Consider the following 15,801-nt stretch of genomic DNA (forward strand, 5'->3'; position numbering starts at 1 on the left):
TCTCGTTCCCGTGGGGAGATCAGAAGATATTCAGCGGGTAGTCGATAATCACCCGGTATTCGTCGACGTCTCGGTCAATCTGCGAGTAGCCCTGACTGCCACGGTGGCTGGCCCAGCGCAGCAGTACCGAAAGGTCTTTGAGGTTGCCTTCCTGGAACACGTACTGCAGGTCGAAGTCGCGCTCCCAGTGACGGGCGTTCTTGCCCTCGGCGCTGTACCAGTGTTCACCGTAGCCGATGCTGTTGGGGTCGACCTTGGTCAGGTCCAGTTCACCGCTCGAGTAGGAAATGATCGAGGTCAGGCCGGGAATCCCCTGACCGGTGAAGTCGTAGGCGTATTTCAGCTTCCACGAACGCTCGTTAGGGCCGTTGAAGTCCGAGTACATGTTCGAGTTGTCCAGGTAGATGCTGTCGCCCTGGTTGATGTAGTCGAACGGGGTATTGCCGTTGACCCGCTGGTACACCGCGGTGAGGCTGTTGTAGCCGACATTGACGGTGAAGTGCAGGCTGTAGGTGTTGTTGTCGATATTACCCAGTAGCGCCTGGCCGGTGTCCTGGGTGTGGTAGAAGTGCAGGCCGGGGTTGAGGCTGACCAGGTCGTTGACCTTGTAGGTGTAGTCGAGATCGAAGTAGTACTGGTTCCAGATATCCTTGAGCTCGGAGGCATACAGGCTCGAGGTCAGGTTAGGCACGCCGCTCCAGGCCATACCGGCCCAGTTCAGGTGACGGCTCTCACGGTCGTCCGGCAGGGCGCCGTAGTAGGTGTCGATACGGCGATGGCCGCTCTGGTTGTAAGGCTTGGTGAAACTCGCTTGGCCGCCTTCGAGCATCAGGCCTGCAATGCTGTTGTTGGTCAGGCTGACGCCACGGAAGGTCTGCGGCAGCATGCGCGACTCACCGCCGGCGATCACCGGGTTGGTCAGAAACAGGTCGCCAGCCTTGAGTTCGGTGTCGAAGGCCTTGAGTTTGAGCGCGGCACCGGCAGTCGAGAACGAATCAGGGGCCTTGCCCGGCTCGCCATCGCCTTGGGTGTTGATCGGCAGGATACTGGTACCGGAGGTGCCCGCGCCGCCATCGAGTTTCAGCCCCAGCATGGCATGGGCGTCCAGGCCGAAGCCAACCGTGCCTTGGGTGTAGCCTGATTCGAATTTTCCGAGAAAACCCTGTCCCCATTCCCGACTATCACGCACACCGCGGTCCAGCTGGTTGCGGTTGAGGTAATAGTTGCGTGCGTGCACGTTCAGGCTGGAACCGTTGATAAAGCCTTCAGCTTTTTCCTCTTCAGCCTGGGCGTTGAACGGGATCGTTGCAGCAACTGCAACGAACAGGGGGGTGAAGCGTAAAGCGGTGTTCACCGGTGTGGACTCCTTGAGGTGAAGGTAGGGCAATTTTTATTGTGCGAAAGCTGATCTTTTTATGAACAAATGGGCCAGTGCACTGGCACTTTTCGACACGCGAAAAAAAAGCCGCTGATTATCAGCGGCTTTGAAAGACAACCGCACAAGCGCACAAGTCACCTGTGTGGGAGCCAAAGGAGTCGAGGGGAGAAACGCAGGGGCGGTCAGCTGTCTGCTGCGTCACTCGAGGAAACCTGAGAAGCTGTCTGTTCTGCGGCTTCTGGCGATTGCTCAGATTGGCTGGCAAAGGCTTGGCGCGCCTGTTCGTGGGCGGCGGAAAGCTCTGCATTGCGAGCGACAAACGCTGGCGATTCCTCGGCCATGGCCAGAGGCGACAATAACAGGGAAGACAGGATAAATACGCTGGCTACACCCATACTATTGGACATTTACAACAACCTTCTTGCGGGGCAAGTGTTAAGTAGGTTTGACTAAATTAGTCGGAAATGCCCGTGAGAAAAAGTTACTTTTTCGAGAAGTACTGTTGCGTATGAAGCAATAGTCATGGCGGTTCCCACTGATTCCTTGTGGGAGCTGGCCTTGCCGGCGATGAGGCCCTCAAGCCGGCAACAGAATCCCGAAGGTATTGGCCCCGGCCTGGCTGCGCACAAAAACGCTGCCACCATGCATCAGGGCAATGGCCTTGACGATGGCCAGGCCCAAGCCATGGTTGCCACTGCCGCTGTTGCGCGCCGCATCGACCCGGTAGAAGCGTTCGAACAGCATCGGCAGATGCGCCTCGTCGATTGCCGGGCCTGGGTTGCTCACGGCGATGCTGATCTGTCCGTCGCGCTGTTCGATGCTCACCTGGATGACCTGCTGGGCGGCGGTGTGCTGCACGGCGTTGTTGATCAGGTTGATCAATGCCCGGCGCAATTGGGCTTTTTCAATGTGCGCTTGCGCGTCGCCACTGACGTCGACACGCACCTGCGCGTCCTCAAGGATGTAATCCAGGTAGTCGAGGGTCGCCGCCACTTCTTCGGCCAGTGAGCTGCAGGTCAGTGCCGTGGCCTTGCTGCCTTGGTCGGCGCTGGCCAGGAACAGCATGTCGTTGATGATGGTGCGCAAGCGTTCGAGTTCTTCCAGGTTCGACTGCAGCACTTCGAAGTAATGCTCGGCACTGCGGCCGCGGGTCAGGGCGACCTGGGTCTGGCCGATCAGGTTGGTCAGCGGCGAGCGCAATTCGTGGGCGACGTCAGCATTGAAGGCTTCCAGGCGGCTGTAGGCCTGGTCGACCCGCTCCAGGGTGGAGTTGAAGGCACTGGCAAATTGCGCCACTTCCGGCGGCAGGTCCGAGAGCTGCAGGCGGCCGCTCAGGCGCGGTGGCGCCAGTTTCTGGGCTTCGTCTGACAGCCTGCGCAGCGGCCGCAAGCCAACGCGCGCCACCCAGTAACCGAGCAGCGAGGCGAGCAACACGCCAAACACCGACAAACTGATAATCGCCACCAGCAAGGTGTGCTGGGTCTGCCAGAACGTTTCGGTGTCGATGGCGATCAAGAAGCGCAGTGCCGGGCGTGCGCCCATGGCGGGCAACTCACTGACCAGCACCTTGAACGGGTAGGGGTTGTCGGCCAGATGCAAGTCACGCATGCCCAGCGAACCCTGGGCGAAGGCGCGGATACTGGCATCGGGATGACCGTATTCAAAAGGGAGTTGGCCGCTGACCACCCAGAAGCGAATACGCCGGTCTTCTTCGCTGAGCAGGTTGAGCTTGTTGGTGATCTTGGCCCAGTGCTCGGTGGTGTCATAACGGGTGAGCGACGACTCCAGGACGCTGAAGCGTGCTTCCAGCTCCGCGACGGGCAGCAGGTCCAGGCTCCGGTCGACCTGCTTGTACAGTGCGCTGCCAATCAGCAGGAACACCCCCAGCGCCACCAGGGTAAACAGAGCGCTCAGGCGCAAGGCAATGGAGTTAGTCGGCACGGTTTTCCAGAACATAGCCCATGCCTCGGATGGTATGCAGCAGCTTGGTTTCAAAAGGGCCGTCGAGCTTGGCGCGCAGGCGCTTGATCGCCACTTCGACGACGTTGGCGTCGCTGTCGAAATTGATGTCCCAGACCAGCTCGGCGATGGCGGTCTTGGAGAGGATTTCGCCATGGCGTCGGGCTAGCACACTGAGTAGCGAGAATTCCTTGGCGGTCAGTTCCAGGCGCTGGCCGGCACGCGTGGCCTTGCGGCTGATCAGGTCGACCCAGAGGTCGGCGACCTGGATTTGCACTGGCTCGTGATTGCCACTGCGGCGGGTCAGTGCTTGCAGGCGGGCGACCAGTTCTAGGAACGAGAAGGGCTTGCCCAGGTAGTCGTCGGCGCCTTCGCGCAAGCCATGAATGCGGTCTTCGACCCGTTCACGTGCGGTCAGCATGATCACCGGTGTTTGCTTGCGTGCCCGCAGTGCGCGCAGCACGCCATAACCGTCCAGGCCGGGGAGCATGACGTCGAGTACGATCACCGCGTAGTCACCTTCCAGGGCCAGGTGCAGGCCATCGATGCCGTCACGCGCCAGGTCGACGGTAAAACCCTGTTCGCTCAAACCGCGATGCAGGTAGTCGGCGGTTTTTTGTTCATCTTCGATAATCAGCACACGCATGATCGGTTCTCAACTGGCAGTGGGCTGCGCCCCGCTTTGCGGCGCCTGACGCCGATGGAACAGACGCTCCAGGGCCAAGTATATGATTGGCGTGGTGAACAGTGTCAGCGCCTGGCTGACCAGCAATCCGCCGACCACGGCGATGCCCAGCGGTTGGCGCAGCTCGGCCCCGGCCCCCATGCCGAACATCAACGGCACGGCACCGAGCAAGGCGGCGAGGGTGGTCATCATGATCGGTCGAAAACGCGTCAGGCAGGCTTGGTGGATGGCCTGCTCAGGGCTCAAGCCGAGGGTGCGCTGGGCATCCAGGGCAAAGTCGATCAGCAGGATGCCGTTCTTCTTGACGATACCGATCAGCAGCACGATGCCGATCAGGCCCATGATGCTGAAGTCCTGACCACTGAGCCACAGCAGAGCCAGCGCCCCGAGCCCGGCGGAGGGCAGGGTGGAGATGATGGTCAGCGGATGGACGAAGCTCTCATAGAGCACGCCGAGGATGATGTACACCGCCACCAATGCCGCGAGGATCAACCACGGCTGGCTCGACAGTGAACTCTGGAACGCCTGGGCGGCACCCTGGAAATTGCCGATGATCGAATCGGGCATGCCCAGTTCCCGCTGGGTGCGTTCGAGGATCTGCACGGCATCGCCCAAGGCCACGCCTGGGGCCAGGTTGAACGACAGGTTGGCCGCCGGGAACAGGCCGTCATGGCTGATCGATAATGGCCCGGTACTTGGCGGCGCAACCTTGGCCAGCACCGACAACGGCACCATTTCGCCGCTCAGCGGTGAGCGCAGGTAGAAGTAATTGAGGCTTTCGGCTTTGCCGCGCTGGCGGGCATCGAGCTCAAGGATCACCTTGTACTGGTTGGTCTCGGTCTGGAACTCGCTGATCTGGCGCTGGCCGAAGGCGTCATACAGCGCCTGGTCGATGTCGGTGGTGGTCAGGCCGAAACGTGCCGCGGCGCGGCGATCGATTTCGATGCGGGTGACACTGGCGCCCAGTTGCAGGTCGTTGGACAGATCGCGAAAGGCCGGGCTGTCTTTCAGGCGCTCGGTCAGGCGTTGGGTCCACAGGTTCAGGGCGGCGCCGTCGTTGCTCTTTAGTACGTATTGGTACTGGCTGCGGGTGGGGCCGGAGCTCAGGTTGATATCTTGGCTGGCACGCATGTACAGGACGATGCCCGGCACCTTGGCCAGTTTTGGACGCAGGCGGTCAATCAACTCGCTGGCCGAAACATCGCGTTCGTCACGGTTCTTGAGCGTGATCCAAAAACGGCCATTGGCGATGGTCTGGTTGCTGCCAGTGACGCCAACTGCATGGGAAAACGCTCGCACGGCTGGATCGGCCTCGATAATTTTGGCCAGCGCTTGGTGTTTTTTGATCATGTCAGGATAGGAAATGTCAGCAGCACCTTCAGATGTGCCAAGGACAAATCCGGTGTCCTGCAACGGGAAGAACCCCTTGGGAATGGCGACATAACCGGCTACAGCCAAAGCCAGGGTGATGCCGAAGATGCTCATCATCAGGCGCTGATGAGCCAGCGCCTTGACCAGGATGCGCTCGTACCAGGCCAGCAGACGATCGCCAAAGGTGACCTTGTGTTGGTTATGGTGGTCGGGACGCTCCATGAACAAGGCGCACAGGGTTGGCGCCAGGGTCAGCGAGACCACCACTGAAATCAGGATGGTCGAGGTGGCGGTGAGGGCGAACTCCTTGAACAGACGACCGACCACACCGCCCATGAACAGCAACGGAATAAACGCCGCCACCAGGGAGAAACTGATCGAAACCACGGTGAAGCCGATCTCGCCAGCACCCTTGATTGCCGCCTCGCGCTTGCTGTCGCCGGCTTCCAGGTGCCGGTGAATGTTCTCCACCACCACAATCGCGTCATCGACGACAAAGCCCACGGCGATGACGATGGCCACCAGCGTCAGGTTGTTCAGGCTGAAACCGAACAGGTACATCAGGGCAAAGCTGGCAATCAGCGACACGCCGAGCACGCTGGAAACGATCAAGGTCGCCGACCATTGGCGCAGGAACAGCGCCATCACCCCGATCACCAGCATCACTGCAATCATCAGGGTGATTTCCACCTCATGCAATGAGGCGCGAATGGTCTGGGTGCGGTCGTTGAGCACCGAGACCTGGACCGCCGCCGGGAGCATCTGCTCCAGCCGTGGCAAGGCCTCCATGATGCCGTCCACGGTCTCGACGATGTTCGCCCCGGGTTGGCGGAACACCACCAGGTTCAGGCCTTGCTGTTCACCGGACCAGGCTTTGACGTAGGCGTTTTCGGCACCGTTGATGACCTTGGCGACGTCCTTGAGGTGGACCGGCGCGCCGTCGCGGTAGGAGACGATCAACTGGGCATATTCGTCGGGGTGAAACAGTTGGTCATTGGTTGCCAGGGTCGAAACGCTGCTTTCACCATACAGTGCGCCTTTGGCCAGGTTCAGGCTGGTCTGCTGGATCGACTGGCGCAGATCGGCCAGGGTCAGGCCGAGGGCGGCGAGTTTTTCCGGCTGGGCCTGGACGCGGATCGCCGGGCGCAATTGGCCGGTAATGTTGATCAGGCCGACCCCATTGATCTGACTCAATTGCCGGGCCAGCAGGGTTTCGGCGTAGTCGCTCAGTTCGTTGGCCGGCATCTGGTTCGAGCTGACCGTGAGGATCAGCACCGGGCTGTCAGCTGGGTTGACCTTGCGCCAGGTGGGTGGGCTGGGCATGTCCTGGGGCAGACGCGCAGTGGCCGTGTTGATCGCTGCCTGGACTTCCTGGGCGGCGGTATCGATGCTTTTTTCCAGGGTGAACTGCAAGATCAGGTTGGTTGAACCCAAAGCACTGCTGGAGGTCATCTGGGTCATGCCGGGAATGGCGCTGAACTGCACCTCCAGCGGTGTCGCCACCGAGGAGGCCATGGTTTCCGGGCTGGCCCCTGGCAGTTGGGCGGTGACCTGAATCGTCGGAAAGTCAGCCTCGGGCAAGGGCGCGACCGGCAGGCGCGGAAAGGCAATGACGCCGAGCAGAACCAGAGCGAAGGTCAGCAGCAGGGTGGCGATCGGGCGGTCGATGCACCAGGCCGAGATCGAGCCGCGAGCGTTCATGGTTGCTCCCGGCGCTTGGCAACTTCTTCGGGGGCGGCGGTTTCAGCCGCCACTTCAACGGTGGCGCCCGGTTTGAGCCGCGACTGACCATCGGAGACCAGTTTGTCACCCTTGCGGACCCCGGCAATGATGTTCAGGGTGCTGTCCTGATACACCACGTTGACCGGCACGCTTTCGACTTTATTGTCGACCAGGCGGTAGACGTAGTGGCCATCGATGCCGCGCTGCACCACTTGTGGGGGGACCACCAATGCGTCCTGTTCAAGGGCAGTCTGCAGTTTCAGGGTAACCAGTTGGCCAGGCCAGAGACGGGCGTCGGCATTGGCAAATTCGGCCTTGACCCGAATGGTCCCGGTGTTGGCCGCGACCTGATTGTCGATCAGGGTCAGATGACCTTCCGCCAGCAAGGTACCGCTGCTGTCGCCATCGCCTTCCAGGTAGGCCTGAACCACAGCTGCGGGTTGGGCTTTAAGCAGCCCTTGCAAGGTCGGCAGCATGTTTTGCGGTAGTGAGAACTCGACGCCGATCGGGTCGATCTGAGTGACGCTGAACAGCCCTTGAGCATCGGCTACGCGTAGAAAGTTGCCTTCATCGACATTGCGGATGCCGACCCTGCCGGTCACGGGTGAGAGGATCCGGGTATAGGATAATTGCACCTGTGCGGCGGCAATCGCCGCCTGATTGCCCAGCACTGTGGCTTGCAACTGATTGAACAGCGCCTGCTGTTGGTCCAGGGTCTGGCGCGATACGCCGTTGTCGGTGCTGAGCAGTTGGTAACGCTTGAGGTCGACCCCGGCGACCTTCAACTGCGCCTGGCTCTGACCCAGCTGCGCTTTGGCCTGCTCGAGGCTGGCGCGGATCGCCCGATCGTCAATGGTGGCCAACAGATCACCTTGCTTGACCCACTCACCTTCTTTGACCAGTAAGCGCGTCAGCACGCCTTCGACCTGCGGGCGGATTACCACGCTGTGCAGTGACAGTACCGAACCGATGCCGCTGACATAGCGCGGCACGTCCTGTTGTTTGACCGCAACGACACGCACGGGAATGACGCTGGTACGAACGGTTTTTTCCTCGCCCGAGCGGCCGAACAACCAAAAGGCGACACCTGCCAGTGCAAACAAAGCAATGCAGATCACAAGAGAGCGGGGGTGGATACGCATAGGTGAGATCTCAGGGCGATGCCTAGTTTATAGCTGGCAGATCGGGTCAGCAGGGTGACGGCTAGCTGACAGCGCTGTCAGCAAATTCCGCGAATCCTGTAGGAACTATGTGGGAGCTGGTCTTGCTGGCGCTGAAATGGGCGCGGTGTCAGCGATTGCGCGGTGTCTGTATCGCTGGCAAGGCCAGCTCCCACAGTAAAAACTCGCTGATGGCAAATTGCCAATATCCTGCGTTGGATCAAGGAATCGAGTCAATTTGCCACTAGAGTCGTACGCCCTGCCGATTCTCCAAACAACAACGAGTGCCTCCGATGAAGAGCAATATGCCTGTGACCGGTCGCAATATGGATTATCCCGGTGACGCCAATATCCTTTCCACCACCGACCTCTCCAGTGTGATCACCTACGCCAATGACGATTTCGTCAAGATCAGCGGGTTCAGCCGTGAAGAGCTGTTGGGTAACGCGCACCATATCGTCCGTCACCCGGACATGCCGCCACAGGCATTCGAGCAGATGTGGCAAACCCTCAAAAGCGGCCAGTCGTGGATGGGGCTGGTGAAGAACCGTTGCAAGAACGGCGATCATTACTGGGTCAGCGCTTTTGTTTCGCCCATTGCCAGTCAGGGCCACACGGTGGAGTACCAATCGGTGCGGACCAAGCCTAGCGCCGAGCAGGTGGAAGCGGCCGAGCGGTGTTATGCACAGTTGCGTAGCGGTCGAAAGCCCTGGTGGCAGCGTTTGCCGGTGCTTGGGCTAGGTGGGCAACTGTGGGCGGGGGTGACCCTTGGCCTGGTGTTGGTATCGGTGCTCAGCCGCCTGTTGTTACCGGTGCTGCCCTGGCAAGGCCTGTTGGAGGTGTTGCTCGCCAGTGGTTTGAGCGCGTTGGTGATTCTCGCGGCGCTCAAACCGTTCCAGCGTCTGTGTGCCGAGGCGCTGGCGATTGCTGATAATCCGTTGAGCCAGCAGCTGTACACCGGCCGGCGTGATGGCATCGGTCAGATTGATTTTGCCCTGCGTATGCTCAAGGGCCAGCTCGGCGCAGTGGTCGGACGCATTGGCGACACTTCTCGACGCCTGGCCGGGCACAGCGGTTCGCTGGCGCAGTCGTTGCAAAGCAGCCATAGCAATAGCCTGGAGCAGCAGGGTGAAGCCGACCAGATCGCAACGGCCATCAACCAGATGGCCACCAGCGTCGCTCAGGTCGCAAGCAACGCTCAGCAAGCGTCCCAGGCCGCTGATCAAGCCGAAGGGGAGACCCGTGCCGGCCATCAGTTGGTCGACCTCAACCGCTGCGCGATTCAGGAACTGGCCAATTCGCTGACTGTGGCCACTGAGGTTATCCACAATCTGCAGAGCCACAGCAGCGAGATTACCGGGGTGGTGGAGGTGATCCGCGAGATTGCGGAGCAGACCAATCTGCTGGCGCTTAATGCCGCCATCGAAGCGGCCCGCGCCGGTGACCAGGGTCGTGGCTTTGCCGTGGTCGCTGATGAGGTACGCGGTTTGGCGCAGCGCACGGCACAATCGACCCATGAGATTCAGCGCATGATCAGCGTCCTGCAGAACAGCACCCGCGATGCCGTGCAGGTGATGCAGCAGAGCAGTGAGCATGCCGGGCACAGTGTCGATCAGGCAAAGCGTGCAGCCAGCGCGCTGGATGGCATCAGCCTGCGGGTCAACCAGATCAGCGAGATGAGTGTGCAGATCGCCGCGGCGGTGGAGCAGCAGAGTCAGGTCAGTGAGAGCATCAACCGCAACATCATCAGCATTCGCCAGGCCAGTGAGTCAACCGTGCAGGTCGGTCAGCAGAGCCACCTCAGCGCCAGCGACGTGGCGGCACTGGCCGAAGACCTGCGGCGCTTGGCCGCCGAGTTCTGGCGGCGTTGTCACTGAGCGTGATCAGAAGCCGATGAAACTGTAGTGATCGGCTGCTTCGCTGCGTATCTGAGCACCGCACGCTTGCAGTTGCTCGCACAGGTGTGGGTCGAGCACATGCAGGGTCCAAGTGCTGATCTGGCCTGCTGTCTGCACCTGTTGCAGGGCCTGGGCCAGAGCCTGGGTATCGGGTAGGTAGGCGGTAAAGCCATTGCCCTTCAGGGCGCTGGTGTCGATGCCCAGGGCCTGGCAGATGGCGACCTTGCCGCGGATATCGTCACGGTCAGCCTGGCGCGAGCGTTCGATCAGTTCGGCTAGACGGCGGTCGACCAACTGCTGGCCATGAATCAGCGGCGGGCCGCTTTGCCAGGCCTCGCTGGGGCAGTCCTTGGCTTCGGGGCGCAAGGGGATATGCGGGTTGATCTCCATCGGGTAGATACGGCAGACCAAAGGACGGGTTTCGTAGATCGTGCAGCGGTCATCAACATCCAGATTGCGGCAGCGCTCCGGGTTGAAGGCAGCAAAGGTAATCGCCACATGGGCCTCGGTGCTGCCGCAAGGCACCGGCCAGGAGCGACGCATCGCATGTTCATGTTGATCGGCCGGCAAACCCAGGCCATTGGCCAGGAATGCTTCGATGAGGACGATGACCTGGCCACCTGAGCCAGCCCACTGACGGGCCTCGCTCAGGGTCAAAGGCACATGGTGGCCGGTGCAGCATTTGCCGCAGCCGGTGCAGTCGAAGCGGATATCGTGGGCTTGTACAGTGTTCACGGTTTGGCGGGGGCCCATTCGGTGACGAAGGCGGCTTTACGCTGGCGTTCGTACAGGCACAGCTCGGTGCCTTTGCGGTTGTTCATGTGCTTTTGCGGGTAATGGCCTTCGAGCAGCAGTGCGCTGTAGCCGACACGGTCGTCGAACTCGGCAGGCTTACCCAGGACCGTGACGTTTTTCAGCCCACTGGCGGCGATGCAGTGTTCGTTCATCTGCGCGTAGTACGCGTTCCAGGCCTGATCGCTGGAGGCCTGGGCGAGGGACGTGAACGCAGCGCAGCCGAGTAGGATGAATCCGATGGCTTTCATGGCAGTAACTCGATAGTCAGTGGCTCGATTGTGCCTGAGGTTCAGGCACATTCAAGCACTGCACGCATCGGTTATGTGTCAGTTCTCTTCGAACGCCACTGCCCGGGCAGCGACGATCAGGCAGTCGGTCAGCTCTGGCGAGGAGAACTTGGTCAGGACAGCGTTGGCCCCGGCGAGCCTGGCTTTTTCGCTGTTCATCGCGCTGTCCAGCGAGGTGTGCAGCAGTACGTAGAGGTGCTTGAAATCCGGGGTGTCGCGCAGGGTGCGGGTGAAGGCATAGCCGTCCATCTCGGACATTTCGATGTCCGAGACCACCACGTTAATCTCCTGATCGGTGCCTTGCAGTTCGAGCAGGGTGTTGATCGCATCCTTGGCGCTGCGTGCGGTGTGGCATTCGATGCCGAGGTTGCGCAGGGTGTGCACCGATTGTTGCAGCGCAACCTGGCTGTCATCGACCACGAGGATATTGGTGGCGGCAAGCACCGCAGCGTCATCTGCGTTCAGTTCGCTGTTGACCACTTCAGGGGCAGGCGGGGCGATACCGTGGATGACCTTTTCGATATCCAGCACCTGAACCAAGGTGTTGTCGACCCGGGTTACCCCGGTGATGAACGATTTGTTGCCCGAGCCATAGGGCGGCGGCTTGATGTCGGTGCTCAGGCAATGGACGATCTTGCTCACCGCCTGTACATGCAGGCCCTGCTTGGAACGGCTGATGTCGGTGACGATCAGGCAGCCGCCCTGGGGATCTTCCAATGGCCGTTCGCCGATGGCGCGCGACAGGTCGATCACCGACAGGGTGTTGCCGCGCAGGGTGGCCACGCCTTTGACGTGCGGGTGCGACTCCGGCAGTTTGGTCAGCGCCGGGCAGGGGATGATTTCACTGACCTTGAGCAGGTTGATTGCCATCAGCTTGCCGCTGCGCAGGGTGAACAGCAGCAGCGACAGCGAGTCGGCGCGGGCATTGTGCGAGGCCATAGGCACCTTCAGGACAGGTTGAATTAGGCGGAGATGCCAGGTTATCGACCCGCCATCCCCTGGCTTTAATCTCAAATCAGCGTAGACCCAAGCGCTTGGCCAGGCGACCAAGGTTGGCCCGGTCCAGGCCCAATTCGCGGGCGGAGCTGGCCCAATTGTGTTGATGGCGTTCAAGGCATGCCTGGATCAGTTGACGCTGGTAGTCGTCCAGGGCCTGACGCAGGTCGCCACCCGGCAGCGCTGCATCGGCAGGCAACGCCGCCGGGGCGTGGTTGAGCACAGGTTCGAGTGGTTTAAGGTCCAGGTCAGTGGCGTCCAGGGTCAGGATTTTCGGGCGCTGGCGGTGCTGACCAAGGGCTTTGAGCGCCGAGCGGCCGATCAAGTGCTCAAGTTCGCGCACGTTCCCTGGCCAGTCATAGGCCAGCAGGGCGGCTTGGGCTTCGCTGCTCAAGCGCAGGCTGCCCAGGCCCATGCGCGAGCGATTCTGTTCGAGAAAGTAACCGCTGAGCAGCAACACATCGCGCCCGCGTTCGCGCAGCGCAGGCACCAGCAACGGGTAGACACTCAGGCGGTGATAGAAGTCGGCGCGATAGCGCCCGGCCCGCACTTCATCAGCCAGGTCGCGATTGGTGGCGGCGATCAGGCGCACATCGACGCGGTGCTCCTGGTCCGAGCCCAGACGCTGTAACTGCCCGCTCTGCAGTACGCGCAGTAGCTTGGCCTGTACCGTCAGGGACAGTTCGCCGACTTCGTCGAGAAACAGCGTGCCACCGTTGGCCAATTCGAACTTGCCGCGTCGCTCGCCCACCGCACCGGTAAAGGCACCCCGGACATGGCCGAACAACTCGCTCTCCACCAGGGTATCGGGCAAGGCAGCGCAGTTGAGGCTGATCATCGGCTTGTCGGCACGGCTCGAGGTCTGGTGGATGGCCTGGGCGACCAGTTCCTTGCCGACCCCGGTTTCCCCAGTGATCAGTACGGTCAGATCGCTGCTGCCGACCAGCTGAATCTCCTCCAGCAGGCGCTTATGCGCTTTACTCTGACCGATCAGTTCCTTGTGTTGCTGGCCGCTGGCCTGGCGATAGACCTCGGCCCGTTCGTGCTCATCTTCGGCGCGCAATGCCAGGCGTTCGATGCGCTCGGCGACATTGACCGTGGCTGCTGCCAGGCTGGCAAAAGCCTGCAGGGCATCAAGTTCGACCTGCTGGAACTGCTCCGGATCCAGGGCGTCAAGGGTGATCAGGCCCCATGGCTGCTCATCGACAAAAAGCGGGCAGCCCATGCAGTCATGGACCTCCAGGTGCTGGTGCAGGCCTTCGACCAAGCCGTCGTAGGGGTCGGGCAGTTCGCTGTCGCTGGCAAAACGAGTGGGCGCGTCGTTGCTGAGAATCGCCGCGAAGCGTGGGTGTTCGTTGACTTTGAAGCGTCGGCCAAGGGTGTCGGTGCTCAAGCCATCGACCGCCAGCGGCACCAGCCATTCGCCATCCAGGCGCAGCAGGGCGGCCGCATCGCAGGGCAGTAGGCTGCGCATGGCGTTGAGCAGGCGTCGGTAGCGCTCGCGCTCGGGCAAGTCGCGGGCCAGATCGCTGACCAGCGGCAGCAAGGCGGTAAGCAGTGGTTTTGTGGTCATAAAGACTCCAGTTGGTCTAATTGACTATATATCAGGTGTGGTCTTTATGACTCATTACTTTATAAGTAGCTGATTTATATGGTTTTTAAAGTTGGCATGGAAACTGTAATAGCAAAGACATTCATCAAGAAGCCACAGGCTCAGGAGTCATCCATGCTCAATGCCCAGGATCGTGCGATCGTCAAAGCCACTGTTCCCCTGCTGGAAAGCGGCGGTGAAGCGCTGACGACTCACTTCTACAAGTTGATGCTCAGCGAATACCCCGAGGTGCGTCCGCTGTTCAACCAGGCGCACCAGGCCAGCGGCGACCAGCCGCGGGCTCTGGCCAACGGTGTACTGATGTACGCCCGGCACATCGACCAGCTCGAACAGCTGGGCGGTCTGGTCGGTCAGATCATCAACAAGCATGTGGCCTTGCAGATCCTTCCGGAACATTACCCGATCGTTGGTAGCTGCCTGCTGCGCGCCATCGAAGAAGTCCTCGGCAAGGAAATCGCCACTCCTGAGGTGATCGCGGCCTGGGGCGCGGCCTATCAGCAATTGGCCGATATCCTCATCGGTGCTGAAGGCGATATGTACGATCAAAAAGCTGCTGCCCCTGGCGGCTGGCGTGGTGCGCGCGATTTCAAACTGGTGCAGCGCGTCGAAGAAAGCAGTGAAATCACCTCCTTCTACTTTGCCCCGGTCGACGGTGGCGCGATTCTCAAGGCGCTACCGGGCCAGTACATTGGCCTGCAGCTGTTCATCGATGGTGAGGAGCAGCGTCGTAACTATTCGTTGTCGGCCCTGAGCGATGCCGGTCAGTACCGCATCAGCGTCAAGCGCGAAGCGGGTGGCAAAGTCTCCAACTACCTGCACGAGCAGTTGGTCGAAGGCGACACTATCAAGCTGTTCCCGCCAGCGGGCGAGTTCACCTTGAGCGCTAGCGACAAACCGCTGGTATTGATCAGTGGCGGCGTCGGCATCACCCCGACCCTGCCGATGCTCGAGGCCGCACTGGAGAGTGGGCGCCTGGTGCACTTTATCCACTGCGCGCGCAATGGCGCGGTGCATGCCTTCCGCGACTGGGTCGATGAACTGGCGGCGCGTCATCCGCAAGTCCAGCGTTTCTACTGCTACGCCGAAGACGATGGAGTCAGTGAGCCTGCCGATGCCGTCGGCCTGCTCAGCGCCGAGCAACTGGGTGAGTGGTTGCCACAAGAGCGTGATGTGGATGCCTACTTCCTTGGCCCTAAAGGCTTCATGGCGACGATCAAGCGCCACCTCAAGGGCTTGGGTGTACCTGAGAAGCAAAGCCGCTACGAGTTCTTCGGCCCAGCGTCAGCCCTCGAATAACGCGTTTTTCCCGCGTTACGCTGAATAGGACAAGGCACAGCCAGCAATGGCTGTGCCTTGCGGCATTTGGTCGCCTTCTCAACTAGGGTGCCTGGCCTTTTTACTGCATGCAGACAAAGCGTCATGCGCATGCCGCATCATCCTTCCAGCCGTATCAAGGAAACCGAAATCGTGAACATCAAATGGGCTGACAAACTGCGCAAGGGCCTGCATGGCTCGGCGGACTCGCTGGGCAATCTCTGCGTCGAAGCGTTTCACTACCTGGCCCTGTTCGGTATTGGTGCAATCACCGCTTATGCGGCGGTGGCGACCTTCATCGATATGCTCAGCAAGGGCGGTATCAGCGTCGATGACATCCTACTGCTGTTCATCTACCTCGAGCTTGGGGCGATGGTGGGGATCTACTTCAAGACCAACCACATGCCGATCCGCTTCCTGCTCTACGTGGCGATCACTGCATTGACCCGCTTGCTGATTGGCGACGTCTCACACCACAAGGCGCCGGATGTCGGCTTGCTGTACGTGTGTGGTGGCATCCTGCTGTTGGCGTTTGCCATTCTGGTGGTGCGCTATGCCTCGTACCAGTACCCGTCGACCAAGGCGATTGATGCTAGTGGCAAGGAGATTGAGGAAGGCAAATGA

The 15,801-nt window shown here is 60.6% G+C and carries 13 protein-coding genes and 1 pseudogene; 4 read left to right on the forward strand and 10 right to left on the reverse strand.

Annotation, left to right across the window (positions count from 1 at the left end):
• Positions 1 to 19: 19 nt before the first annotated feature.
• From CX511_RS04800 to CX511_RS04825, 6 genes are all read right to left on the reverse strand, one after another.
• The gene (locus tag CX511_RS04800) at positions 20 to 1,354 is read right to left on the reverse strand and encodes an OprD family porin (protein ID WP_045183713.1); all 1,335 of its coding nucleotides are present in this window, start codon (positions 1,352 to 1,354) and stop codon (positions 20 to 22) included.
• A 206-nt stretch (positions 1,355 to 1,560) separates the two neighbouring features.
• The gene (locus tag CX511_RS04805; protein ID WP_045183711.1) at positions 1,561 to 1,785 is read right to left on the reverse strand and encodes a hypothetical protein; all 225 of its coding nucleotides are present in this window, start codon (positions 1,783 to 1,785) and stop codon (positions 1,561 to 1,563) included.
• Positions 1,786 to 1,954: 169 nt separating this feature from the next.
• Positions 1,955 to 3,334, reverse strand: coding sequence for a heavy metal sensor histidine kinase (locus CX511_RS04810; RefSeq protein ID WP_101293211.1), 1,380 nt, complete (start codon positions 3,332 to 3,334; stop codon positions 1,955 to 1,957).
• A complete protein-coding gene (locus CX511_RS04815) occupies positions 3,309 to 3,983 on the reverse strand; it encodes a heavy metal response regulator transcription factor (RefSeq protein ID WP_045183708.1) in 675 nt (224 codons plus the stop codon). The genes CX511_RS04810 and CX511_RS04815 overlap by 26 nt, the downstream gene beginning before the upstream one ends.
• Before the next feature lie 9 nt (positions 3,984 to 3,992).
• The gene (locus CX511_RS04820) at positions 3,993 to 7,094 is read right to left on the reverse strand and encodes a multidrug efflux RND transporter permease subunit (protein ID WP_101293212.1); all 3,102 of its coding nucleotides are present in this window, start codon (positions 7,092 to 7,094) and stop codon (positions 3,993 to 3,995) included.
• Complete coding sequence (locus CX511_RS04825) at positions 7,091 to 8,257, reverse strand: efflux RND transporter periplasmic adaptor subunit (RefSeq protein WP_101293213.1); 1,167 nt, start codon at positions 8,255 to 8,257, stop codon at positions 7,091 to 7,093. Before CX511_RS04825 ends, CX511_RS04820 begins: the two co-directional genes overlap by 4 nt.
• Positions 8,258 to 8,601: 344 nt before the next feature.
• Here CX511_RS04825 and CX511_RS25555 point away from each other — a divergent pair.
• Both CX511_RS25555 and CX511_RS04830 read left to right on the forward strand, forming a co-directional pair.
• A pseudogene (locus CX511_RS25555) lies at positions 8,602 to 8,850 on the forward strand (PAS domain-containing protein); the annotation flags it as partial.
• Between the two features lie 213 nt (positions 8,851 to 9,063).
• Positions 9,064 to 10,152, forward strand: coding sequence for a methyl-accepting chemotaxis protein (locus CX511_RS04830; protein ID WP_373432764.1), 1,089 nt, complete (start codon positions 9,064 to 9,066; stop codon positions 10,150 to 10,152).
• A 6-nt stretch (positions 10,153 to 10,158) separates the two neighbouring features.
• Here CX511_RS04830 and CX511_RS04835 read toward each other — a convergent pair whose 3' ends face one another.
• The 4 genes from CX511_RS04835 to norR all read right to left on the reverse strand — a co-directional run bounded on the left by CX511_RS04835 (position 10,159) and on the right by norR (position 13,824).
• Positions 10,159 to 10,926 (reverse strand): YkgJ family cysteine cluster protein, encoded by a 768-nt coding sequence (locus CX511_RS04835; RefSeq protein ID WP_101293214.1) that lies wholly within the window; start codon positions 10,924 to 10,926, stop codon positions 10,159 to 10,161.
• The gene (locus CX511_RS04840; RefSeq protein WP_045183698.1) at positions 10,905 to 11,216 is read right to left on the reverse strand and encodes a hypothetical protein; all 312 of its coding nucleotides are present in this window, start codon (positions 11,214 to 11,216) and stop codon (positions 10,905 to 10,907) included. The genes CX511_RS04835 and CX511_RS04840 overlap by 22 nt, the downstream gene beginning before the upstream one ends.
• 78 nt (positions 11,217 to 11,294) lie before the next feature.
• The gene (locus CX511_RS04845; RefSeq protein ID WP_045183696.1) at positions 11,295 to 12,194 is read right to left on the reverse strand and encodes a chemotaxis protein; all 900 of its coding nucleotides are present in this window, start codon (positions 12,192 to 12,194) and stop codon (positions 11,295 to 11,297) included.
• 76 nt (positions 12,195 to 12,270) lie between these two features.
• Positions 12,271 to 13,824: a nitric oxide reductase transcriptional regulator NorR gene (norR, locus tag CX511_RS04850; protein ID WP_045183694.1), complete on the reverse strand. Its 1,554-nt coding sequence runs from the start codon at positions 13,822 to 13,824 to the stop codon at positions 12,271 to 12,273.
• Positions 13,825 to 13,977: 153 nt separating this feature from the next.
• Between norR and hmpA the strand changes: the two genes are divergently transcribed.
• On the forward strand, positions 13,978 to 15,159 hold the full coding sequence (gene hmpA, locus CX511_RS04855) for an NO-inducible flavohemoprotein (protein ID WP_101293215.1): 1,182 nt from the start codon (positions 13,978 to 13,980) through the stop codon (positions 15,157 to 15,159).
• Between the two features lie 171 nt (positions 15,160 to 15,330).
• Complete coding sequence (locus CX511_RS04860; RefSeq protein ID WP_045183769.1) at positions 15,331 to 15,801, forward strand: phosphate-starvation-inducible protein PsiE; 471 nt, start codon at positions 15,331 to 15,333, stop codon at positions 15,799 to 15,801.

Origin of the sequence: Pseudomonas sp. S06B 330 (assembly GCF_002845275.2) — a bacterium.
In the GTDB taxonomy this organism is placed as follows: Bacteria; Pseudomonadota; Gammaproteobacteria; order Pseudomonadales; family Pseudomonadaceae; genus Aquipseudomonas.

Excerpts from the sequence above, each read along its gene's own strand:
- CX511_RS04820 (WP_101293212.1), bottom strand. The coding sequence starts at position 7,094 with ATGAACGCTCGCGGCTCGATCTCGGCCTGGTGCATCGACCGCCCGATC.
- CX511_RS04805 (WP_045183711.1), bottom strand. The coding sequence starts at position 1,785 with ATGTCCAATAGTATGGGTGTAGCCAGCGTATTTATCCTGTCTTCCCTG.
- CX511_RS04845 (WP_045183696.1), bottom strand. The coding sequence starts at position 12,194 with ATGGCCTCGCACAATGCCCGCGCCGACTCGCTGTCGCTGCTGCTGTTC.
- hmpA (WP_101293215.1), top strand. The coding sequence starts at position 13,978 with ATGCTCAATGCCCAGGATCGTGCGATCGTCAAAGCCACTGTTCCCCTG.
- CX511_RS04840 (WP_045183698.1), bottom strand. The coding sequence starts at position 11,216 with ATGAAAGCCATCGGATTCATCCTACTCGGCTGCGCTGCGTTCACGTCC.
- CX511_RS04810 (WP_101293211.1), bottom strand. The coding sequence starts at position 3,334 with ATGTTCTGGAAAACCGTGCCGACTAACTCCATTGCCTTGCGCCTGAGC.
- CX511_RS04835 (WP_101293214.1), bottom strand. The coding sequence starts at position 10,926 with ATGGGCCCCCGCCAAACCGTGAACACTGTACAAGCCCACGATATCCGC.
- norR (WP_045183694.1), bottom strand. The coding sequence starts at position 13,824 with ATGACCACAAAACCACTGCTTACCGCCTTGCTGCCGCTGGTCAGCGAT.
- CX511_RS04815 (WP_045183708.1), bottom strand. The coding sequence starts at position 3,983 with ATGCGTGTGCTGATTATCGAAGATGAACAAAAAACCGCCGACTACCTG.
- CX511_RS04825 (WP_101293213.1), bottom strand. The coding sequence starts at position 8,257 with ATGCGTATCCACCCCCGCTCTCTTGTGATCTGCATTGCTTTGTTTGCA.